The following is a 22,122-nucleotide window of genomic DNA, read 5'->3' on the forward strand; positions in this document are numbered from 1 at the left end:
TTCCCCCATGTCGTCCTCCGCTTTCAGTCGCCGCCGCCTGCTCCAGGCCACCGGTGCCGCCGCCCTGGTCAGCACGGCCGGAGCCGGCGTCCTCGACGCCCGGCCCGCCGCGGCCGCGGTCGTGCCGCCGGTCCGTCCGGACATCGGCGCGGCCGCGTACGCCTTCCGGCCGGGCGAGGTGCGGCTGACCGCGGGCCGGTTCCTGGACAACCAGAACCGCACCCTGAGCTACCTGCGCTTCGTCGACGTCGACCGGCTGCTCTACGTCTTCCGGGCCAACCACCGGCTGGGGACCAACGGCGCGGCGACCAACGGCGGCTGGGACGCCCCGTCCTTCCCGTTCCGCTCCCACATGCAGGGGCACTTCCTGACCGCCTGGGCACAGGCCTACGCGGTGCTCGGCGACACGACCTGCCGGGACAAGGCCAACTACATGGTCGCCGAGCTGGCCAAGTGCCAGGCGAACAACGGCGCCGCCGGGTTCGGCGCGGGCTACCTGTCGGGCTTCCCGGAGTCGGACTTCACCGCGCTCGAGGCCCGTACGCTCTCCAACGGCAACGTGCCCTACTACTGCGTCCACAAGACCCTCGCGGGGCTGCTCGACGTGTGGCGCCTCACCGGCAACGACCAGGCCCGTACGGTGCTGCTCGCGCTGGCCGGCTGGGTCGACACCCGCACCTCCCGGCTGAGCGGGAGCCAGCTGCAGGCGATGCTGGGCACCGAGTTCGGGGGCATGAACGACGTGCTGGCCGACATCTACCAGCAGACCGGTGACGCGCGCTGGCTGACCGTCGCGCAGCGCTTCGACCACCAGGCCGTGTTCAACCCGCTCGCCGCCAACACCGACCAGCTCAACGGCCTGCACGCCAACACCCAGGTGCCCAAGTGGGTCGGCGCGGCCCGCGAGTACAAGGCGACCGGCACCACCCGCTACCGCGACATCGCGGCCAACGCCTGGGCCATCACGACCCGGGCCCACACGTACGCGATCGGCGGCAACAGCCAGGCCGAGCACTTCCGCGCCCCGAACGCCATCGCCGGTTACCTGAGCAACGACACCTGCGAGCACTGCAACACGTACAACATGCTCAAGCTGACCCGCGAGTTGTGGTTGCTCGACCCGAACAACGCCGGCTACTTCGACTACTACGAGCGGGCGCTGCTCAACCACCTGATCGGTGCGCAGAACCCGGCCGACGGGCACGGCGGCGTCACCTACTTCACGCCGCTGAAGCCCGGTGGGCGTCGCGGTGTCGGCCCGGCCTGGGGCGGCGGCACCTACTCGACCGACTACAACTCGTTCTGGTGCTGCCAGGGCACCGGCATCGAGACCAACACCCGGCTGATGGACTCGATCTACTTCTTCGCCGGCACCACCCTGACCGTCAACCTCTTCGCGCCATCGACGCTGAACTGGTCGGAGCGCGGCATCACGGTCACCCAGTCCACGACGTACCCGGTCAGCGACACCACCACGCTGACCCTGTCCGGCACCATGAGCGGCACCTGGAGCATCCGCGTACGGATCCCGTCCTGGACTCAGAACGCGGTGCTCGCGGTCAACGGGGCGGCCCAGGCAGTCACCGCGACGCCGGGCAGCTACGCGACCATCACCCGGGCCTGGGCGGCGGGGGACACGCTGACGGTCACCCTGCCGATGCGGGTCGTCATGCTGGCCGCCAACGACAACGCCGGCGTTCAGGCGATCACCTACGGACCGGCGGTGCTGTGCGGAAACTATGGCAACACCGCGCTGTCCTCGCCGCCGTCGCTGACGGTCTCGTCCATCGCCCGGACCAGCACGTCGAGCCTGAGCTTCACCGCGACGGCCAACGGCACGAGCGTGCCCATCGGGCCGTTCCACGACGCGCACGGCTTCAACTACACCGTCTACTGGAACTCCAACGGCAGCACCCCCGGCGGCGGTGAGACCTACAAGCTGGTCAACGTCGGAACCGGCCTGGTTCTGGGCGTGAAGGACATGTCCACCGCCGACGGCGGGCTCGCCGTGGTGTGGGGTGACACCGGGACGGCCGACCACAACTGGGTCAGGATCACCGACGGCAGCGCGGTCAGGTTCCGCAACGTCAACAGCGGCAAAGTGCTCGGCGTCGAGAACATGTCGACGGCCGACAACGCCCGGGTCCTGCAGTGGTCGGACAACGGCACCGCCGACCACCGCTGGACGCTGGTCGACCTCGGCAACGGCACCTACAAGATCCGCAACGTCAACAGCGGGAAGCTGCTGGCCATTCTCAACGGCGCCGGCACCTATGGCGCCCAGGCCGTCCAGGACCCCGACAACGGCTCCGCCGACAACGTCTGGCGCCTGGTCAAGCTCGCCTGACCGGCCCGCACCTCGAGGAGGAAGACACTCATGACCACTGTTTCTGCTCGCGCGGGTCGCCGTACCGGCGGTCGCGCCCGGCTGCTGCTCGGCGCTGCCTGCGCCGTGGCGATCGCCGTGTCCTCGGTGGCCGTGGCCACCCTGGCCCACGCCGACCTCACCGGCCCGCCCGGCACCACCCTCAAGGCGGCCGCGGAGCGCAGCGGCCGGTACTTCGGCGCCGCCATGGGAGGGGACCGCCTCAACGACGCGGGCTTCCTCACGATCGCCAACCGCGAGTTCGACATGATGACGGCCGTCAACGAGATGAAGCCCGACGCGACCGAGCCCAACCGGGGCCAGTTCGACTTCCGGGCGGGTGACGCCATCTACAACTGGGCCATTCAGCACGGCATGAAGGTCCGGGGGCACACCCTGGCCTGGCACGCCCAGCAACCGCGTTTCTGGGGCAGCCTCAGCGGCAGCGCCCTGCGGACCGCGATGATCGACCACATCAACGGCGTCATGGCCCACTACAAGGGCAAGCTCTACGCCTGGGACGTGGTCAACGAGGCCTTCGCCGAGAACGGCAGCCGGCGCTCGTCGAACCTGCAGTCCACCGGCAACGACTGGATCGAGGTGGCGTTCCGCACCGCGCGGGCCGCCGACCCGGGCGTGAGGCTCTGCTACAACGACTACAACATCGAGAACTGGACGTACGCCAAGACGCAGGGCGTGTACAACATGATCCGCGATTTCAAGGCGCGGGGCGTCCCGGTCGACTGCGTCGGCCTGCAGACCCACTTCACCGGGGGCAGCTCGCTGCCGGGCAACTTCCAGCAGACGCTGTCGAGCTTCGCCGCCCTCGGCGTGGACGTGGCGTTGACCGAGGCCGACGTGACCAACGCCTCGGCCAGCCAGTACCAGGGCCTGACTCAGGCGTGCATGAACGTCCCGCGCTGCGTCGGCATCACGACCTGGGGCATCCGGGACAGCGACTCCTGGCGGGGCAACGAGAGCCCGCTGCTGTTCGACCGCAACAGCAACCCCAAGCCCGCGTACACCTCGGTCCTCAACGCCCTCAACGCCGCCTCCACGACGGTGCCCGGGACGAGCACGCCGCCGAGCACACCCACCAGCACCCCGCCGAGCACCCCGACCAGCACGCCACCGAGCACCCCGCCGGTCACCGGGCAGCCGGGCGGCTGCACCGCGACCTACCACACGGCCAGCACTTGGAACGGTGGCTATCAGGGTGAGGTGACCGTGACCAACAACGGCTCCGCCACCCTCAACGGCTGGACCGTCCAGCTGACGCTGGCCGGCGGGCAGACCATCGCGAACGTCTGGAACGGCGTCAACACCGGCACCAGCGGCACGGTCAGCGTCCGCAACGCCGCGTACAACGGCTCCGTCGGCGCGAACGCCTCGACCAGCTTCGGCTTCCTGGTCAACGGCAGCAGCAGTACGGCGCCCGGCGCCCTCTCGTGCACCAGTCCCTGACCGACGTCCCACGCCCATGGCAGAAGAGGAAGGCATTGTGATGACAACACGTGAGGACGACCGGTCGAAGCGCCGGCTGCGGCGGGGCTGGGCAGCGGCCGCGAGCCTGCTGCTGACTCTGGCCGGTGCGCTGGTCGCGTACCCCGCGCCGGCGCAGGCCGCCACGGCGATCACCATCAACGGCTCATCGGGCGGGCGGACGTTCGACGGCGTCGGCGCGATCAGCGGCGGCGGCGGCAACAGCCGCCTGCTGTTCGACTACCCCGAACCACAGCGCAGCGACATCCTCGACTATCTGTTCAAGCCGGGCTACGGCGCGGCGATGCAGATCATGAAGGTGGAGATCGGGGGAGACACCAACTCGACCTCCGGCGCGGAACCGAGCCACGAGCACACCCGGGGCGCCGTGAACTGTGACCGCGGGTACGAGTGGTGGATGATGGGCCAGGCCAAGGCCCGTAACCCGAACATCAAGCTCGTCGGGTTGTCCTGGGGTGCGCCCGGGTGGATCGGCAACGGCAACTTCTGGTCCAACGACTCGATCGACTACCTGATCGCGTGGCTCGGCTGTGCCACCTCCCACGGCCTGACCATCGACTACCTCGGCGGCTGGAACGAACGCGGCCGGGACCTAACCTGGTACAAGAACCTGCGCTCGGCCCTGAACTCCCGCGGGTACGCGGGCGTGAAGATCGTGGCCTCCGACGACTTCGGCTGGGGCTCGGCCGACGACTCGCTGCGCGACCCGGCGTTCGGCGCGGCCATCTCGGTGGTCGGCAGCCACTATGTCTGCGGCTACCGCAGCGCGCAGACCTCCTGCCCGAGCTCAGCCAACGCGGTGAACTCCGGCAAGACGCTGTGGGCCAGCGAGAACGGCTCCGACGACTACAACGCGGGCGCGCCGGCTCTGGCCCGCGGCATCAACCGCGACTACATCGACGGGAAGATGACCGCGTACCTGAACTGGCCGGTCATCGCCGCGATCACCCCGAACATCCCTTGGGCCACCACGGGGGTGGCCGTTGCACCGCAACCCTGGTCCGGTTACTACTCGATCGGTACGAGCACCTGGGTCATGGCCCACACCACCCAGTTCACCGCACCCGGATGGCGTTACCTCGACAACTCCTCGGGTTACCTCGGCGGTAACCGCAACAACGGCAGCTACGTCTCGCTGAGGTCGCCCACCACCGGCGACTACAGCACTGTCATCGAGACGATGGACGCCGGCTCGGCCCAGGACCTCCAGTTCAGCGTCACCGGCGGACTGTCGACCGGGACCGTGCGCGTGTGGTCCACCAACGTCAGGTCGAGCAACCCGGCCGACCGGTTCGTGCGGCGCACGGACATCACGCCGTCGAACGGCTCGTACTCGCTGACCGTCCAGCCCGGCTACGTCTACAGCATCACGACCACCACCGGAGCGGGCAAGGGCACGGCGACCAGCCCCGCCCAGGGCGCTCTCGCGCTGCCGTACGCCGACGACTTCGACAGCTACCAGACGGGAAGGCAGGCGAAGTACCTGTCGGACCACCAGGGTTCGTTCGAGGTGGCCGCGTGCGGCGGTGGCCGTACCGGTCAGTGCATCCGCCAGATGTCGGAACAGGCGCCGATCTTCTGGACGTCCGGCCACGCCGAGCCGTTCACGCTGCTCGGTGACGTCAACTGGCGCAACTACACGGTCTCCACCGACGTCATGCTGGAGAAGAGCGGCTACGCCCAGCTCATCGGACGGGCCGGCAACTACAACCACGACGGCCCGCAGAACCTCAACGCCTACTACCTGCGGGTGGCCGACAACGGCTCGTGGTCCATCCGCAGCAACAGCACCGCCGGCAACCAGCGCACGCTGGCCAGCGGGACCACGGCGGCCCTGGGCACCGGCCGCTGGCACAAGCTGGCCCTGACGCTCAACGGCAGCACCCTGACCGCCGCCATCGACGGCACGACCGTGGGCAGCGTCTCGGACTCGGCCTGGGTCGCCGGCCAGATCGGCTACGCCACCGGCCAGGGCGTGACGGCCCAGTTCGACAACCTGACCATCACCCCGCTCGGGGGCGGCACGACTCCCACCGGCGAGATCCGCGGTGCGGGCTCCAACCGCTGCCTGGACGTCAACGGCCAGAGCCAGGCCGACGGGGCGACCGTGCAGATCTGGGACTGCAACAGCGGCACCAACCAGAGGTGGACGGCAACCTCGAGCAACCAGCTGACCGTGTACGGCAACAAGTGCCTCGACGCCGCGAACACCTCCGCCGGCGCCCAGGTACGGATCTGGTCCTGCACCGGCGGCGCCAACCAGCAGTGGCGGGTCAACGCCGACGGCACCATCACCGGCGTCCAGTCCGGCCTGTGCCTGGACGTGACCGGCGCCGGGACGGCCAACGGCACGACTGTCAGCCTGTGGACCTGCAACGGTGGGAGCAACCAGCGATGGATCAGATCATGACCAGGGCCTTCAGCCGTACGGGGCGGATCCTGCTCACCGCCGCCCTCGCCGTCACCGGAACCGTGCTGGTCCAGGCGCCGGCGCAGGCCGCCACCACCGAGTTCCGGGGCGTCAACTGGGCCGACCAGCGGGACAACTTCGTCAACGGGGTGCTCTACGTGTCGGGTCTGGGCGCGACCGACACGTACGCCTCGGCGACCACCGTCGCCGACCGGGTGGTGGGGCAGCTGTACTCCATCACCGGGGCCAACACCGTCCGCATGCCGATCAACGAGCCGACCGTCGCCGGCTACTGGGGCACCTACACCGGGGCGATCGACCAGGCGCTCACCAAGGGCAAGGTGATCCTGGCCTACTGGGCCTACAGCGGCGGCCGGCCCGCCGACGCCGCGGCCTACGACCGCATGTGGGACACCGTCGTCAACCGGTACGCCGGGAACAGCAACGCCTACTTCGAGGTCATCAACGAGCCGCACGGGTATTCCACGACCGACCTGAACAACATGTACAGCTCCTGGCTCAACCGGCACTCCGGCGTGCCGCGCGGCCGGGTCATCCTGGACGGTGCCGGGCTGGCCCAGAACGTCGCCGCGGTCGGCCAGGACACCCGGTTGAACAACACCCTGCTGGCCGTCCACGACTACTCGTTCTTCGCCGGTTTCGAGGACGAGACCTCGTGGGGCAACCATCTCGCCAGCTCCATCGGCGGGTACGCGTCCCGGACGGTGGCCACCGAGTGGGGTGGTCCGATGGGCCCGGGCAGCAAGAACGGGGTCGCGTACGACACCATCGACTACAACATCCCGAGCGGGTCGTTCTTCGCCGACTACCTGCGGGGCGTCAGCGCGAAGCTGCGCGAGCTCGGTGTCGGCGGCGTCTACTGGCCCGGTCTGCGCGACGGCGACTGGTACAGCCTGACCAGGCGCACCGGCAGCGGACCGAATCTGAACCTGACGCTGACCAACGCCTCCGGACTGAACCGGCTGCAGTACTCCTGGGGGATGGGCACCGGCGGCAGCACGACGGTCCGGATCGTCGGCACGGCCACCAGCCGGTATGCCGACGGCCTGGGCCGTACGGCGGCCGGCTCCGATGTCGGTCAGGGAACCGCCACCACCAGCGCCAACCAGCAGTGGGTGGTCGAGAACTCCGGCACCTACGTGCGGATCAGGAACCAGGGCACCGGGCTGTACCTGGACGGCATGGGCCGGACCGCCAACGGCAGCGCCGCCGGCCAGTACACCACCGGAACCTCGGCCAACCAGCAGTGGTCCGTGCTGACCGACGCGAACAACGTGCGGCTGCGCAACCGGGCCACCGGCCTCTATCTCGACGGCATGGGCCGCACGGCGAACGGGGCGACCATCGGGCAGTACGGCGACTCCACCAGCGCCAACCAGCGCTGGAAGATCGTCGCCGTGCCGTAGGACGTCAGCTGATGGTGTAGAGGATGTCCGGGCCGATGTCCTGACGGATGACGCCGGGCGGGGTCGGTGCGCTCAGCACCGCCTCGAACGGCGTGCCCGGGACGCGGTCGCGCAGCACGACCACGCTGCGGATGCCGAGCCGGCGCAGCCGATCCAGGCTGGGCTCGCTGGGGAAGGTCTGCATCAGGTCGCGGAGCCCCTGGTGGTTGGGCGGGATGTAGCCGGACGCCCCGTTCACCATCAGGGGGAATCCGGCGGTCGACCAGAGCAGGACGTTGGTGTCGACGTTCTCGTCGGAGGGCAGCACCATCAACGGCGCCGACGCCATGGCGAACGCGGCCGGTGCGACCGGGGTGTCCGGATGGTCCATGTCCGGCATGCCCTCGGCCAGCACCAGCAGCAACGGCGGGATGGTGAGCACCCGGACGGCGACGGTCTGCCACTGCGGCAGGGTCGCCGTCCGAGCCAGCCAGGCGAGTTTGGTGAGCAGGCCGGCGGCGAGGACGGCCATGAAGATGGTCGGCCACAGGATCAACCGCCCGGGGGTACGGCTGCCGTCGAAGCCGGGCACGTACAGGTGCAGGAGGCGGTACGTGGGCCCGTTGGTGCCGAGCGCGAACAGGATCCCCAGGATCGTGCCGGCGAGGAGAAGCAGGCGCTGCCGCACCGACCATGAGGAGAGGACGAGGCCGCCGAGGGCCAGCAGATACAGCGCGTACCCGCACAGCAGCGCCTTCTCGTTGGCGGCGTTGCCGAGCTGGGCCCGGGCGTCGTTGTGCAGGGTGCCCCAGGGCAGCGAGTACTGCGGGGCGACGAACAGGCCGCGCGGTGTCGGCGAGAACACGGCGACGTAGTCCCAGGACCGGGTCACGTTCGGGTACAGCTCGCGGACCTGCTGGTAGCCGTACGCGAAGAAGGCGGTGACCGCGGTGAAGACCAGCCCACCGGCGAGGTCGGCGAGGATCAACCGGCGGCCCAGCGGCGGGCGGCCCCGGACCAGCCAGCCGATCGCCGCGCAGAGGCAGGCGAGGGCGAGCAGGTAGACGAAACCGAGGCCGATGCCGAAGCCGAGAGTCACCTGCCAGGCCGCGACCAGCCAGCCGGCCACCGCCCAGCCGGGCCGGACCCGGTCGCTGCGGTAGCCCCGGGTCAGCGACCAGCCGTGGCCGCGGGCCAGCATCGCCACGGCCAGGGTGATGCCGCCGGTCGACATGATGTTCAGGTGACCCGCATGGTCGTAACGCCAGGGTGCGTAGGCCAGGGCGGCACCGGCCAGCGCGGCGGCCACCCGTTCGGCGCCCAGCTGGCGCAGCATCGCGTAGCCGCCGAGGAACGCCAGCGCGAACGTCAGCACGAACAGGACGTTGTAGCGCAGCACGGCGGCCGTCACGCCCTCGCCGATCAGCCCGGCCGGCGCGTAGCCGAAGAGCGTGTCGGTGTAGGCCAGGCCGAACGTGTCGGGGTAGAAGGCGTTGGTGTGCCACAGCCCGCGCAGGCCGTGCCGCAGGGACTGGCCGTTCCAGGCGACGATCCAGGCCTGCGCCGTCGGGTCGCCGGCGTCGCCGATGATGGTGCGCACCGGGTTGGCGATGGTCTCCTGCTTGACGCCGCCGGTGACGAGCCGGCTCGCGTACGGCGGGAGCAGCCACACCATGACGATCGCGAGCAGCACCGAGCCGGCGGTGGCGACGGTCCACTCGTGCCGCAGCAGCCGGACGAACCGTGACCTCGTTGCCTTCTCAGTGACCACATCGGACAAGACGTACCCCCGTACGCGGAAAGATCCTGGTGAGCGCGAGGAAAGCTAACACGACTTCCCGCGCAGCAATAGAGCGGTTCCGAATAAGGGGAACATCGCCGGCGAAAAACTGTTACGAGAACGCACGGCGCAGGTCGATTAACTATTTGCCAGTGAAGTTCTTGAATGCGTGGGAGCGCTCCCGTAGCCTGCGTTCATATTCATGCTCAATCAGCGAGGAGTGACGCGATGGCGAGCAGAAGACGGATCCCGTCGATGGTGGGCGTGGTCCTGGCCGCCGCCGCGCTCCTGGTCGGGGCCGGCGTGGTCGCAGCCTCGGCCGGGACCGTCGCGGCCGACGGGCCCACCGTGCTGGCGGCGACCGCCGGGTGCGGCAAGACGCCGACGCTGCGCAACGGCACCTACACGATCCAGAGCGGCGGCCAGTCCCGCACCTACATCCTGCGCATCCCGGACAACTACCAGCCGACCCTGAAGTACCGGCTGTTCGTCGGGCTGCACTGGCTCAACGGCTCGGCGCAGAACGTCGCCGCCGGGGGCGGTACCGCCGGCGCCGCGTGGGCCTTCTACGGCCAGCAGCGGGCGTCCGGCAACGGCGCGATCTTCATCGCCCCGCAGGGCCTGGACGCCGGGTGGGCCAACACCAACGGCCGCGACGTGACCCTGGTCGACGACATCCTGCGGGTGGTCGAGAACGACCTCTGCGTCGACACCACCCAGCGTTTCGCGCTCGGCTGGAGCTACGGCGGCTCGATGAGCTACGCCCTGGCCTGCGCCCGGCCGACCATCTTCCGCGCGGTCGTGGCGTACTCGGGTGCTCAGCTCAGTGGCTGCGCCGGCGGCACCCAGCCGGTCGCCTACTTCGGGATCCACGGCACCCACGACAGCGTGCTGAACATCAGCTCCGGGCGGCAGATCCGCGACACGTTCGTACGGGTCAACGGCTGCACCGCGCAGAACCCGCCGGAGCCCCCGAACGGCAGCGGGCGGCACATCACCACCGCGTACGCGGGGTGCCGGGCCGGGTATCCGGTGCAGTGGGCCGCCTTCGACGGCGACCACACGCCCGAGCCGGCCGACGGCGGCGGCACCAACACCGCGACCACGTGGACGACCGGCGAGGTCTGGCGCTTCCTGAGCCAGTTCGGGCCGGCCACCTCGCCCATCAGCACGACCCCGGGGCCGTCGAGCCCGGCGCCCTCGAGCCCGATGCCCAGCGATCCGGTGCCCAGCAACCCCGGCCCCAGCAGCCCTGGACCCAGCAACCCCGCGGGCCAGGGGTGCCGGGTGTCCAGCAAGGTCAACGCCTGGAACACCGGTCTGACCGCGGACATCACCCTCACCAACACCGGCACGACCGCGGTCAACGGCTGGTCGCTGAGCTTCAGCCTCGCCGCCGGGCAGACGATCACCTCCGGCTGGAACGCCACCTACAGCCCCACCTCCGGGCAGGTGACCGCCCGCAACGCCGGCTACAACGGCTCGATCGCCGCCGGTGGGTCGGTCAGCATCGGCTTCCAGGCCGGGCACACCGGCAACAGCGCCGCACCGACCACATTCGCCCTTGATGGAGTTCCCTGCGTCACCAGTTGAGCCGCACTCATCCGGGGAAAGTCCGATGCGAACGTGCTGTGGGCCGCGCAAGCCACCGCACGTTCGCATCGGGCGTTCCCGCCGGCGCGGGCTCATCGGGCAACGTTGGGCGCCCTTGCGGGCAGCCACCCATCGGCAACGGCCGCAGCCGCGTACTCGTACACGTGCCCACACTCAAGAGAAAAATCGCCCTCACCGCGGCCGCTGTCGTCACGGCCGGCGTCTCCGCGGTCACCTACCAGGCCTCGGCCGCCGAGGCCCCGTCCCTCCAGCCGCCGGCCGGCCTGCGGATCATCGGCCAGTTCGTGGTCGGCACCGGGACCCAGACCTACACCTGTACGGGTGGCAGGTTCACCGGCTCGTCGGTCCCCGAGGCGGGCCTCTTCGACGGGGCCAACCGCAAGATCCACCACTTCGGCGGCCCGACCTGGCAGTCCGAGGCGGACGGCTCGCTGATCACCGCCGCCCCGGTGGCCAACTCCCCGGTGCCCGGCGCGATCCCGGAGCTGCTGCTGGAGGTCAGGACCCGGTCCGGGTCGGGGATGCTCAGCACAGTCACCCACATCCAGCGGATGAACACCTTCGGTGGCGTGGCCCCGGCCACCGCCTGCACCGACGGCCAGAAAGCCAGCGTGCCCTACAACGCCAACTACATCTTCTGGGGCAACTGACCTCAGCCGCTGATGATGTCGATGTCGTCGACGTAGCCACGGAAGAGGCCGGTGGTGCCGGGCTGGTCGTACCCGATCCAGATCTGGTCGACGGTGCCGCCGGCCAGGGCGCTCAGCGGGATCCGGACGAGATTCCACTCGTTGAGCCGCAGGTGGCCCGCCTGGCCCTGGAACCGCGGGTGGGCCCGGACCCCGGACTGGTCGGTCGCGCCGGAGTCCCGCAGGCTGCGGCCGTCGGTGAGGAACAGGTCGAGCGCGACCGACGTGGCCGGGTACTGCGGGTAGATCCAGTACGACAGCGTCGTGTCCGCGGCGATCGGGACGTGGACGTCGAAGACCTTGTTGTACGAGTACGACTGCGTCGCGCTGGTGTCGTTGCCGGAGTACATGAGGGCGTACGTGCCGCCGTGCGCGGTCTCGGCCCGGCGGGCGGATTCCATGGCGGTCAGGCCGCAGCAGAAGCCGCCGACGTTCACGCTCGCGTGGACGCTGTTGGTCCAGGTGGGCTGCGCAGCGGCGCCGAAGTCGGTGCGGAACAGCGGCCAGGCCCGGCCGGCGCCCAGCACCGGACGCAGGGCGGTGTGCCATAGGTTGGCGAGTTTGACGTATCCGCCGTCGGTCGGATGGATGGTGTCCGGGCCGATGTCGGCGCCCGTCAGGGTGCTGGTGAGGTCGACGAGCCGGACGTTGTGCCCGGCGGCGACCTGCTCCGCGGCGATGGCGGGCAGGGCGGCGTTGAAGGTCCGCGCCCGGCTGTCGTTGGTGGGATTGCCCGAGGGGACCAGGGTGGAGAACACCACGGCGGCGGTCGGCCGGGCAGCGACGATCCGGTCGAGCAGGTCCCGCATCCGCGCCGGCGCGTCCGGCAGGTCGTAGTTCTGCAGGGTGTCGTTGGTGCCGACGTTGAGCAGCACCACGTCGGGCCGGGCGGCGGACAGCCAGGCGTCCGCGTTCGCCGCGATCTGGTCGATGCGCAGCCCCGGGTGGCCCTCGTTGTCGCGATCCGTCATCGTGCCCGACTGTTGCGATCCGACGAAGTCGATCGCCACCCCGGCGTCGCCGGCGAGATGCTTGCGCAGCTCCTCGCGGTAGCCGTTGCCGTCGGTGGAGGAGGTGCCCCAGGTGATGGACGCGCCCAGCGGCATGATCCGCACCGGGTCGGCCGCGCGGGCCGGTGCCGCCGCACCGGTCGCGCCGGTGGCGGCCGCCAGCAGGACGGTCATGGTCAGTCGCCGGAGAATCATCGGGCTCCCTGCCGTTGACATCGTTGTCAGCGCATTGCACATCGCAGGTCGTCGATGTGTCAAGAGCAGGCTCGGTGGTAGATCGCCGCCAGCCGGCGCAGAAAGACCTCCGGCGGGTACGCCGCCGCGGCCGCCATGCCGTCCCGGGTCACGCCGGCCCGCAAGGCGTCGTCGTCCAGCATGCGCAGCAGTGCGGCGGCGAACGCGTCCGGCGTCGGTTCGCAGGTGAAGCGCGCGGCCCCGACGGCTCCCGGCCGGACGGCAAGCTCAGGGTCAGCGACCACCACCGGCAGCCCGGCCGCCTCCGCCTCGGCCAGCACCAGGCTCTGCGTGTCCGTGGTGGAGGCGAACGCCAGCACATCGGCAGCCCGGTAGAAGCCGGCGACCGCGTCGTGCGGCACGGGCGGAACAACCTGGACGTGACCGTCCAGCCCGAGCGCGGCGATCCGGCGGGCCAGGCGCCGGCGCTGCTGCGACACCCCGACCAGGACCAGCCGGGCGTCCGGCCGGGCCGCGCGCACCTGGGCGTACGCCCGCAGCAACAGCTCCGGGTTCTTCTCGGCGGTGGCCCGGCCGACCGACAGCACGACGTTCCCGCCGGTACGGGCCGGGCGGGGCGCAACGGCGCCGACCGGGGTGGGCAGCACGCAGATTTCGGCGGCCGGCCGGAACGGGGCGAAGCCCGCCGCCGCCTTGTCCGAGGGAGCGATGGCCACCGCCATCCGCGCGAACATGGCCTGGCCGAGCGCGACCAGCCGGTGGCGGCGTACCGCTCCGGGCCGGGTCAGCTCCAGGAACTCCCGAGGCGACCAGCCCAGGCCCAGGCGCACCGCACACCACGCGGCACCGACCGGGATCTCGGCGAACAGATCGGCGTACGCCAGCAGATCGGTGTGCCAGGTCATCACCAGCGGCACGCCCCAGTCGGCGGCCGCCCGGAACCCGGTCATCCCGATCGGCCCCGTGCTGTGCGCGTGGACGAGGTCGGCCGGCCGGGGTGTGAACGGCAGCCCGACGCGGACCTGCCGCAACGGCACCGGCACCGAGCGGACGCCGTCGCGGCTCAGCAGGGGTCCGGGGCGGTAGAAGTCCACCTCGTGCCCGGCCGCGCGCAGCAGCCGTACGGTCAGCTCCGCCGAGCGGGCGACGCCGTCCGGCCGTCCGGCGTGGCTGTCGCAGAAGTGGGCGATTCTCACAGCTCGGCACTTGCCCGTAGGCTCGCTCGATGAACCGGGGCAAGCGGCTGCTACCGGCGTTCGGAATGCTCGCCGCGGTGCAGATGGTCGCCGTGAGTACTGTGGACGGCCTCACCCGGCCCGGCTACGACGAGACGCGCAACTGGATCAGTCAGCTGTCGCTCGGCCCGAACGGCTGGCACGGCTCGGTCAACCTGGCCACCTGCGGCCTCTGGCTGATCCTGTGCGCCGTCGGGCTGCACCGGCGGGTCACCGGGCGGACGGTGGTCCTGATCCTGTGGTGCGGGCTCTGTTTCGTTGCCCTAGCCCTCATCCGGACCGACGCCGGCCTGGGCTTCCCGCCGGGGGTGCCCGAGGAGCACACCGTGCGCGGGCTGATCCACAAGCTGATCTCCGTCACGCTGGGCGTCGCGGGGATCGCCGCCGTGGCCGGCGTCGGACCGCGGCGGGTGGCCCGGGTGGTCGCAGCGGCCATGGCCGTGTTGTTCGTGGCGGCCAGTGTGCTGGTGCTGCTCGACGACGGCGAGGTGCTGCCGGGCAGTCCGAGCGGGGTGTTCGAACGGGCCGCATTGTTCGCCGGGCTGGGCTGGCTCGGCCTGTGCTGTACCGGCCTGGGACGGCGAGCGGCGGGCACCGGGTCGGTGCCCGCCGCTCAGTGCGGTGGTCGTGGCCTCAGCGGATGACCGCGGTCAGCGCCGGGTCCACTGCTGGTTGGTGGCCCCGGTGCAGGTCCACAGCAGCGTCAGCGTGCCGTTCGCGGTCTGGTTGTTGGAGACGTCGAGGCAGAGACCGGTCTGGTTGTTGCGGACGGTGCCGTTGCTCTGGAAGGTCCATTGCTGGTTGGTACCGCCGTTGCAGTCCCACAGCTGCGCCTTGGCACCCGCGGTGGCGCCGGTCGGCGCGTCCAGGCACTTGCCCAGCGACTGCAGGGCCTGACCGGACACGGTCCACTTCTGGTTGTTCGCCCCGCTGCAGTCCCAGATGACCGGCTGGGTGCCGTTGGCGGTGTTGCTGTTCGGCACGTCCAGGCAGCGCCCCGACGAGGTGCTGACCAGGCTGGTCGAGGCGGGTACCTGCGGGTCGCCGCCGGTGCCGCCGCTGACCCGGTAGACGACCGTCCCGTGGGCCGGCACGCTGGCGCTGATCGTGCCGCTGGTGGTGGTCGTGGCTCCGCTCCAGGCGTCGACCAGGTTGTACGACGACGCCCCGGTCTTGCCGACCGCCGCGGCCGTGGTGGAGATCGTCCGGGTGGCGCCACTCTGGTTGAACAGAGCCACCGCGACATCGCCGTTGGCCAGCCGCTTGGCCAGCACCCGCTGGTTGCTGTCGCCCGCCACCTGCACGCCCTGCAGGCCCAGGGTGTCCTGGTTGATGGCGATGAGCCGCGGGTTCTTCAGGATCGTCTGGGTGGCGGTGGTCATGTTGCGGATGTCGTTGCCGGCGATCAGCGGCGCGGCCATGATCGCCCACATGGCGAAGTGGGAACGCTGCTCGGTGTCGGTCAGCGTGCCCCGGCCGACCTCCATCATGTCCGGGTCGTTGAAGCCACCCGGCTTGGCGTACCCGGCCAGCGGCACGTTCACGTTGATGATGTTCTGGACGCCCATCGGGTAGTCGTTGACCTGGTTGGTGCTCCAGGTCAGCTGGATGTCCTCGGTGGTGCGCCAGATGTTGGCCACATCGCCCCAGTTGCGCTGCGGTCCGGTCTTGGAGTGGATGCTGTTGGAGTTGATGCTGTACAGGATCGGCCGCCCGGTCGCGGCCAGCGCGTCACGCATCTTCGCGAACGTGGTGACCTGGTCGTTGATGGTGCCGCTGGGCGAGCACCAGTCGTACTTCAGGTAGTCCACGCCCCAGGCGGCGAACTGCCGGGCGTCCTGGGCCTCGTGCCCCTGACTACCGGTCGCCCCCGGGTACGAGCCGAAGTACTGCGCGCAGGTCTTGTCCAGCGGCGCCTGGTAGATGCCGAACTTGAGACCCTTGCTGTGGATGTAGTCGCCGAGCGCCTTCATGCCGCTGGGGAAGCGGGTCGGGTCGGCCTGCAGGTTGCCGCTCCCGTCGCGGTTGGGGTTCATCCAGCAGTCGTCGACCACCACGTACTGGTAGCCCGCGTCGCGCATGCCGGTGCTGACGATGCTGTCGGCCATCCCCCGGATCAACGACTCGCTGATGTTGCAGAAGAACGTGTTCCAGCTGTTCCAGCCCATCGGCGGGGTACGGGCCACCCCGTTGTCCAGGGCCTGCGCCGGCGTTGCTGCGGAAGCGACGAACGCCGTGCCCGACAGCACCAGGAGTCCGGCCGCGAGCAAGGATTTCAGAGCTCTCATCGAATACCGACCTGTTCAGAAGTGAACGTTAACATCCGGATTCACAAGGTTGCCAGAATGTTTCCACGCATTCAAGAGTGAGAATTTGTTACGACCGCTGCGACTTCTGAATGCCGCTGCGCATAACACAATTACGCGCGGGCCCAGCGTTGGTTGGCGGCGGTGTGGCAGCCCCACACGACGACACCCGTACCGTTCGCCGTGCCGGCGCCGGTGACGTCCAGGCACAGCCCGGTCTGCGCGTTGCTGACCGTGCCGTTGCTGTTGACGTTCCACTGCTGGTTGGCGCCGCCGTTGCAGTCCCAGATCTGCACCCGGGTGCCGGCCGCCGCGTTCGGCGCCACGTCCAGGCACTTGCCCAGCACCCGCAGCTCCCGTCCGTTCTGGCTGAGCTGCTGGTTGGCCGTGGTCTGGCAGTCCCAGATCTGCGTCGCCGTGCCGTTGGCCGAGCTCCCGCCGCTGACGTCCAGGCACCGGCCGGCGGACTCGCTGCGCAGCCGGAAGCCGGTCGGTTCCGGATCCGGGCCGGGACCCTGCGACTGGGTGAAGAAGTTCCACACCACCGCCCTGGTCCAGGACCGTTCGCCGGGTTCGAAGTCGCCGGGGAAGCCGTCCACGGGGCCGGGGGTGTGACCGGCGTCGAACGCGGCCCAGGCCACCGGATATCCGGCCCGGCAGCCGGCGTACGTGGTGACGGTGTGCGTAAGGCTGCCCTGCGCGGGCTCGGGCGGGTTCTGCGGGGTGCACCCGTTGTTCCGGACGAACCTGTCGCGCAGCGAACGGCCCTGCGAGATGTTCAGGACGGGGTCCCGCAGCCCGTGCAGACCGATGTACGCGACCGGCTGGGTGCCGCCGCTGCACCCGCTGAGCTGCCCGCCGGAGTAGACGGCGACCGCCTTGAACACCGTCGGGCGGGCACACGCCAGCGCGTAGCTCATGCCGCCGCCGTAGCTGAAACCGCCGGCGAAGCGCTGCGTCGTGTCGACACACACGCCGGCCTCGATCTGCCGGATCATGTCGTCGACGAAGACCAGGTCCTCGCCGCCGGAGTTGGCCCAGCCGTTGTTGAACCCCTGCGGGGCGACGAAGATGGCGCTGTTATCGGACAGGGCCCGCAGCCCGTAGTACGACCAGGGGTAGCCGCTGGTCCCGCCGGAGTCGACGTCGTTGGCAGTGCCGCCGTTCCAGTGGAACCCGAAGATCAGCCGGTACGGGTGGTTGCTGTCGTAGTTGTCGGGGATCCGCAGGATGAAATTGCGGTTCTTACCGCTGGTCTGGATCGTGCGCGAGCCGCTGGTCAGGGTCGGCGCCTTGCCGCATCCGCTGCTCGCCGCGAGGGTGGTCACGTCCGCGTTCGCCGGTGCCGGCCCGATGACGCTGACGCCGGCCGCGGTGCAGACGAGGGTCGCGGCGGTGGCCAGCAGTGCTCGCCACCGATGACGATCAGTGCTTTGTCGCATGGTTGCTCCGTTCCTCGTGGTGCGGGCGGTTCAGCGGTATCCGGCGGCGATCACGTTGGCCTGGACCGCGTTCTCGGTCGCATCGGAGGGGTAGCCGGCGACCATGGCTCCCTCGTAGAAGGTGCCGGCGCTGAGGTTGGCGCCACCCCCGGGCTTGCAGCAGTCGCCGCCGCTGCCGAGGATGATGGCGCCCTGCTTCTTCATCGGGCTGTATCCGGGCGGCAGGGCGCCGTCCCACAGCGTGAAGAGGCTGCCGGACTGGGCGTTGCTGCCCTTGATGGCGAAGCGGGACGTCCCGTTGTTCTTGAGCGTCGCCGTGACGAACTTGCTGGTGAAGGACCGCTGGTTCGGGTTCCAGGACTGGCTGCCGCCGGGGTAGAGGCCCCACTCGAGGTCCGCCTGGACCCAGGGGCCGGTGCCGGAGCAGCCGCCGAACCAGCACTGCGTACCGAAGTTGATGGCGTCCATGGCCCCGGCCGCGTCAGCCGCCCGCGTGGTCTCGCTGTTGCCGTAGTCGAAGCAGCAGCCGTTGTTGACGTGGGTGCCGCTGAGCACCGCGTACATCCCCTCGGGGGCGCTGCCGGTGGGCACGCCGGTCAGGTGGCCGTCGCGCCAGTAGCTGTTACCGGGGTTGATGAACAGCGAGTACGCCTTGGCGCCGCCGACCGTCAGCGATTCGGAGGTCGCGGTGGCCGGGCGGCTCTGGGTCGAGCCGGGCACGACGCTCGAACCCTGGTACCAGAGGTCGTTCCCGCGGCCGGACTGGTCGTAGACGACGGTGATGACGCAGGTGGTCCCGCCGCAGAACGCATCCTGGGCGGTGCCGTCAGCGGTGCCGCCCGCGGCCCGGAGACCGATGTTGCGCGTCGTGTTGTCGGACGAGCGCCGTACCTGGTAGAGGTTGCCGCTGTACGAGCCGTAGAGCGCGCGGGTCGTGCTGTGGGCGGCCACGCAGGGCGTGCCGCCGGAGGCGTAGATGTCGCAGGGGCCCGCGCCGGTCGGTGGCGTCGGGCCGGCCGGTGAGTCCCAGATCTGGTTGCTCTGCCCGTGGCAGTCCCAGAGGATGATGGTGGTGCCGTTGGCCGTGCCCTGTGCGTTGGCGTCCAGGCAGCGGCCGGAGGGCACGCCGCTGATGGTGCCGCTCGAGGCGACCGTCCACTGCTGGTTGGCCTGCCCGTTGCAGTCCCAGATGATGACCGGCGTGCCGTTGGCGGTGCCCTGCCCCGAGGCGTCCAGGCACTTGCCGTAGACCATCAGCTGCTTCGACGCGGTGTAGGTCCAGGTCTGGCCGGCGGCGCCGGAGCAGTCGCGCAGTTGGGCCTGGGTTCCGTTGCCGGAGCCGGTGACGCTCAGGCAGCGTCCGGACTGGGTGCCCACGATCGGGGCGCTCTGTCCCGGCTGAATGGTCGCGGCGGCCGCGGTGCCGGCGACGAGGGTGAAGGCGAGGGTGACGCCCGCTGCGAACAGTCGTCCGAGGTGTCGGCGCCCTTTGGAAACGACCATGAATGGCCTCCCGGTGCTGTTGGTTCGCCAGCATGGGTACACAAATCGGCGGATGTCAATACGACTTCGTCGGGCCCGATTCCATTACACATTTTGGGCCGGAGATCTCCGGCGGGGCCGGGATTTACGCATCGACAATGGTCGCTTGACATGGTGGAAACGCCGCCTTAACGTCGGCGGCAGCAAACGTCATACGTCATACGCTGCGACTCTGTGCCGATCGCGCCGCGATGATCCCCCGACCCGAGGAGATGCCCGTGCCGTCCACGCTGCGCAGAAAGGTGCTGGCCGGGTTCGCCGCGGCGGGTGTGGCCGCCGCGGTGGTGACCGTCGCCGGGGCGACCCCCGCCCTGGCCGCGCCGACCACCCTCTACGCGTCCCCCGCCGGCTCCGGCACCGCGTGTTCCAGCGCCCAGCCGTGCTCGCTGACGGGCGCGCAGGCCGCCGTGCGATCGCTGAACGACGCGATGTCCGACGACATCGTGGTGCAGCTGGCCGACGGCGTGTACCGCCTGTCGGCGCCGTTCCGGCTGACCGCCGAGGACTCCGGCACCAACGGCCACACGGTGGTGTGGCAGGCGGCGCCCTCGGCCCGGCCGGCGATCAGCGGAGCGCGGGCGGTCACCGGCTGGACCCTCGCCGACGCCGGCCGCAACATCTGGCAGGCCAATGTGGGCGCCGGGACCGACAGCCGGCAGCTCTACGTCAACGGGGCCATCGCCACCCGGGCGCGCACCCAGGTGAACCGAGCGGACTTCAGCGCCAGCAGCACCGGCCTGCGGTTCACCAACGGGGCGCTGAGCTACCTCAACAACCTGGCCAACCAGAACCGGATCCAGCTGGAGAGCGTCGCCTCGTTCACCGACCGGTACGTCTCGGTGCAGAGCATCAGCGGCAACTTCCTCACCATGCAGCAGCCCAGCTGGAACAACAACACCTTCGGCTACGACACCTTCACCACCCCGCACCGGGCCGGTCCGATGTACCTCACCAACGCGTACGAGTTCCTGGACTCGCCGAACGAGTGGTATCTCAACTCCGGGACCGGCACGTTGTACTACGCGCCGCCGGCCGGCCAGAACATGAGCAATCTCAGCGTGGAACTGCCGACGCTGCAGTCCCTGGTGAACATCGGCGGCACGTACGACGCCCCGGCTCACCACGTCACGTTCAACGGGATCACCTTCACCGGCACCAGCTGGCTCGGGGCCAGCAGCAACCAGGGCTACGCGGACCAGCAGACCGGCGCCTACATGAGCGGCAACTGGAACTGGCCGGCCCTGAGCGCCTGCCAGGAGGGGTGCACCCAGTTCGAGGCCACCCGGCCGCACTGGAACCAGATGCCCGCCGCCGTGCAGGTCTCCGCGGCCAACACCATCACCTTCAGCGGCTCCCAGTTCGTCAACCTGGGCCAGATGGCCATCGGCATCGGCAACGACGCCAACGCCCACGCCAGCGGGGTGGGCCTGGGCGCCAGCAACATCACGGTCACCGGCTCGGAGATCGCCCGCAGCTCAGCCGGCGGCATCGTCGTCGGTGGCGTCCGCGCCGACGCGCACCACCCCAGCGACCAGCGGATGGTCAACCGGGACATCACGATCAGCAACAACCGCATCCACGACCTCGGCGTCGAGTACCGCGGCAACGTGTCGGCCCTGACGACCTACGTCACCAACGCCACCATGTCGCACAACGAGGTCTACAACATGCCGTACTCCGGCATGTCGATCGGTTTCGGCTGGGGCGCCAACGAGCCGGGCGGCAGCAACCAGTACGCCAACCGGGGCCTGTACAACTACCAGCCGCGGTACACCACGGCGACGACCGCCTCGAACAACCGGCTCATCGGCAACTACATCCACGACGTGATGCAGCAGATGACCGACGGCGGGTGCATCTACACGCTGTCCTGGAACCCGGGCGCGCGGATCGACGGGAACCACTGCCAGCGGATCAACGGCTGGTTCGGGCTCTACTTCGACGAGGGCTCCAAGTACTACACCGTCACTGGCAACGTCTTCAACAACGTCGGCACCTGGGCCACCGCCAACTACTGGGGCGGCGAGAACATGGGCAACTTCACCGTCACCGGCAACTGGACGAGCAACAGCAGCACCAACATCACCAACGGCGACCGCGGCAACGTGGTGAACAACAACGTCACGGTCACCAACGGCAGCTGGCCCGCGGGTGCCCAGGCCGTGATGGCATCGGCCGGACCGCAGAGCGGCAGCAGCCCGCAGAGCACCAGGATCGTCGGGGTGCAGTCCGGCCGGTGCATCGAGGTGCCGGGCGGTGCCACCGCCAACGGCACCCAGACCCAGCTGGGGGACTGCACCGGCGCCGGCGGTCAGACCTGGACCTACACCGCGTCGAAGCAGCTGATGGTCTTCGGCAAGTGCCTCGACGCCAGCGGGCAGGGCACCAGCAACGGCACCGCCGTCATCATCTGGGACTGCAACGGCCAGCCCAACCAGCAGTGGAACCTCAACGCCGGCAACACCATCACCGGTGCTGCCTCCGGACTGTGCCTGGATGCCACCGGCGCGGGTACCGCCAGCGGCACCAGGATCAACCTCTGGTCCTGCCACGGCGGCACCAACCAGCAGTGGACCCGTCCCTCCTGACCGGCTGACCGGACGGGCCCACGCCACCACGGCGTGG

Annotated in this window: 14 protein-coding genes; 8 read left to right on the forward strand and 6 right to left on the reverse strand. The window is 69.9% G+C overall.

Annotated features, from left to right (window positions below; all coding sequences use genetic code 11):
• Window positions 1–7: 7 nt before the first annotated feature.
• The 4 genes from ACQP2Y_RS16505 to ACQP2Y_RS16520 are packed head-to-tail and all read left to right on the forward strand — an operon-like array spanning window position 8 to window position 7,705.
• Window positions 8–2,347 (forward strand): beta-L-arabinofuranosidase domain-containing protein, encoded by a 2,340-nt coding sequence (locus tag ACQP2Y_RS16505; protein WP_433729079.1) that lies wholly within the window; start codon window positions 8–10, stop codon window positions 2,345–2,347.
• Window positions 2,348–2,377: 30 nt separating this feature from the next.
• Entirely contained in the window at window positions 2,378–3,829 is a 1,452-nt protein-coding gene (locus tag ACQP2Y_RS16510; protein WP_433729081.1) for an endo-1,4-beta-xylanase, read from the forward strand.
• 40 nt (window positions 3,830–3,869) lie between these two features.
• Window positions 3,870–6,278, forward strand: a complete 2,409-nt coding sequence (locus tag ACQP2Y_RS16515) for a ricin-type beta-trefoil lectin domain protein (RefSeq protein ID WP_433729083.1) — start codon at window positions 3,870–3,872, stop codon at window positions 6,276–6,278.
• The gene (locus ACQP2Y_RS16520) at window positions 6,275–7,705 is read left to right on the forward strand and encodes an RICIN domain-containing protein (RefSeq protein ID WP_433729085.1); all 1,431 of its coding nucleotides are present in this window, start codon (window positions 6,275–6,277) and stop codon (window positions 7,703–7,705) included. Before ACQP2Y_RS16515 ends, ACQP2Y_RS16520 begins: the two co-directional genes overlap by 4 nt.
• 4 nt (window positions 7,706–7,709) lie before the next feature.
• On the opposite strand, the gene ACQP2Y_RS16525 is transcribed toward ACQP2Y_RS16520, so the two are convergent.
• On the reverse strand, window positions 7,710–9,455 hold the full coding sequence (locus ACQP2Y_RS16525) for a hypothetical protein (protein ID WP_433731973.1): 1,746 nt from the start codon (window positions 9,453–9,455) through the stop codon (window positions 7,710–7,712).
• A 237-nt stretch (window positions 9,456–9,692) separates the two neighbouring features.
• Between ACQP2Y_RS16525 and ACQP2Y_RS16530 the strand changes: the two genes are divergently transcribed.
• Complete coding sequence (locus ACQP2Y_RS16530; RefSeq protein ID WP_433729087.1) at window positions 9,693–11,057, forward strand: cellulose binding domain-containing protein; 1,365 nt, start codon at window positions 9,693–9,695, stop codon at window positions 11,055–11,057.
• Window positions 11,058–11,221: 164 nt separating this feature from the next.
• On the forward strand, window positions 11,222–11,728 hold the full coding sequence (locus ACQP2Y_RS16535) for a DUF3455 domain-containing protein (protein ID WP_433729089.1): 507 nt from the start codon (window positions 11,222–11,224) through the stop codon (window positions 11,726–11,728).
• Between the two features lie 2 nt (window positions 11,729–11,730).
• On the opposite strand, the gene ACQP2Y_RS16540 is transcribed toward ACQP2Y_RS16535, so the two are convergent.
• Both ACQP2Y_RS16540 and ACQP2Y_RS16545 read right to left on the reverse strand, forming a co-directional pair.
• Window positions 11,731–12,972: an SGNH/GDSL hydrolase family protein gene (locus ACQP2Y_RS16540; protein ID WP_433729091.1), complete on the reverse strand. Its 1,242-nt coding sequence runs from the start codon at window positions 12,970–12,972 to the stop codon at window positions 11,731–11,733.
• A 59-nt stretch (window positions 12,973–13,031) separates the two neighbouring features.
• Window positions 13,032–14,168 (reverse strand): glycosyltransferase, encoded by a 1,137-nt coding sequence (locus ACQP2Y_RS16545; RefSeq protein WP_433729093.1) that lies wholly within the window; start codon window positions 14,166–14,168, stop codon window positions 13,032–13,034.
• A 29-nt stretch (window positions 14,169–14,197) separates the two neighbouring features.
• On the opposite strand from ACQP2Y_RS16545, the gene ACQP2Y_RS16550 reads away from it, so the two are divergent.
• Window positions 14,198–14,851, forward strand: coding sequence for a DUF998 domain-containing protein (locus ACQP2Y_RS16550; protein ID WP_433729095.1), 654 nt, complete (start codon window positions 14,198–14,200; stop codon window positions 14,849–14,851).
• Between the two features lie 6 nt (window positions 14,852–14,857).
• Here the strand turns inward: ACQP2Y_RS16550 and ACQP2Y_RS16555 are convergent, their stop codons facing one another.
• The 3 genes from ACQP2Y_RS16555 to ACQP2Y_RS16565 form a co-directional block, all read right to left on the reverse strand.
• Window positions 14,858–16,495, reverse strand: a complete 1,638-nt coding sequence (locus ACQP2Y_RS16555; RefSeq protein WP_433729097.1) for a glycoside hydrolase family 27 protein — start codon at window positions 16,493–16,495, stop codon at window positions 14,858–14,860.
• A 131-nt stretch (window positions 16,496–16,626) separates the two neighbouring features.
• Window positions 16,627–17,955, reverse strand: coding sequence for a ricin-type beta-trefoil lectin domain protein (locus ACQP2Y_RS16560; protein ID WP_433729099.1), 1,329 nt, complete (start codon window positions 17,953–17,955; stop codon window positions 16,627–16,629).
• Between the two features lie 30 nt (window positions 17,956–17,985).
• Window positions 17,986–19,458 (reverse strand): arabinofuranosidase catalytic domain-containing protein, encoded by a 1,473-nt coding sequence (locus tag ACQP2Y_RS16565; protein WP_433729101.1) that lies wholly within the window; start codon window positions 19,456–19,458, stop codon window positions 17,986–17,988.
• 251 nt (window positions 19,459–19,709) lie between these two features.
• On the opposite strand from ACQP2Y_RS16565, the gene ACQP2Y_RS16570 reads away from it, so the two are divergent.
• Entirely contained in the window at window positions 19,710–22,085 is a 2,376-nt protein-coding gene (locus ACQP2Y_RS16570; protein ID WP_433731975.1) for a ricin-type beta-trefoil lectin domain protein, read from the forward strand.
• The last annotated feature ends 37 nt before the right edge of the window (window positions 22,086–22,122 follow it).

This window comes from Actinoplanes sp. CA-051413, from assembly GCF_050955795.1.
Taxonomy (GTDB): Bacteria; Actinomycetota; Actinomycetes; order Mycobacteriales; family Micromonosporaceae; genus Actinoplanes.

Excerpts from the sequence above, each read along its gene's own strand:
- ACQP2Y_RS16540 (WP_433729091.1), bottom strand. The coding sequence starts at position 12,972 with ATGATTCTCCGGCGACTGACCATGACCGTCCTGCTGGCGGCCGCCACC.
- ACQP2Y_RS16560 (WP_433729099.1), bottom strand. The coding sequence starts at position 17,955 with ATGCGACAAAGCACTGATCGTCATCGGTGGCGAGCACTGCTGGCCACC.
- ACQP2Y_RS16555 (WP_433729097.1), bottom strand. The coding sequence starts at position 16,495 with ATGAGAGCTCTGAAATCCTTGCTCGCGGCCGGACTCCTGGTGCTGTCG.
- ACQP2Y_RS16565 (WP_433729101.1), bottom strand. The coding sequence starts at position 19,458 with ATGGTCGTTTCCAAAGGGCGCCGACACCTCGGACGACTGTTCGCAGCG.
- ACQP2Y_RS16550 (WP_433729095.1), top strand. The coding sequence starts at position 14,198 with ATGAACCGGGGCAAGCGGCTGCTACCGGCGTTCGGAATGCTCGCCGCG.
- ACQP2Y_RS16530 (WP_433729087.1), top strand. The coding sequence starts at position 9,693 with ATGGCGAGCAGAAGACGGATCCCGTCGATGGTGGGCGTGGTCCTGGCC.
- ACQP2Y_RS16520 (WP_433729085.1), top strand. The coding sequence starts at position 6,275 with ATGACCAGGGCCTTCAGCCGTACGGGGCGGATCCTGCTCACCGCCGCC.
- ACQP2Y_RS16515 (WP_433729083.1), top strand. The coding sequence starts at position 3,870 with ATGACAACACGTGAGGACGACCGGTCGAAGCGCCGGCTGCGGCGGGGC.
- ACQP2Y_RS16510 (WP_433729081.1), top strand. The coding sequence starts at position 2,378 with ATGACCACTGTTTCTGCTCGCGCGGGTCGCCGTACCGGCGGTCGCGCC.
- ACQP2Y_RS16505 (WP_433729079.1), top strand. The coding sequence starts at position 8 with ATGTCGTCCTCCGCTTTCAGTCGCCGCCGCCTGCTCCAGGCCACCGGT.
- ACQP2Y_RS16570 (WP_433731975.1), top strand. The coding sequence starts at position 19,710 with ATGCCCGTGCCGTCCACGCTGCGCAGAAAGGTGCTGGCCGGGTTCGCC.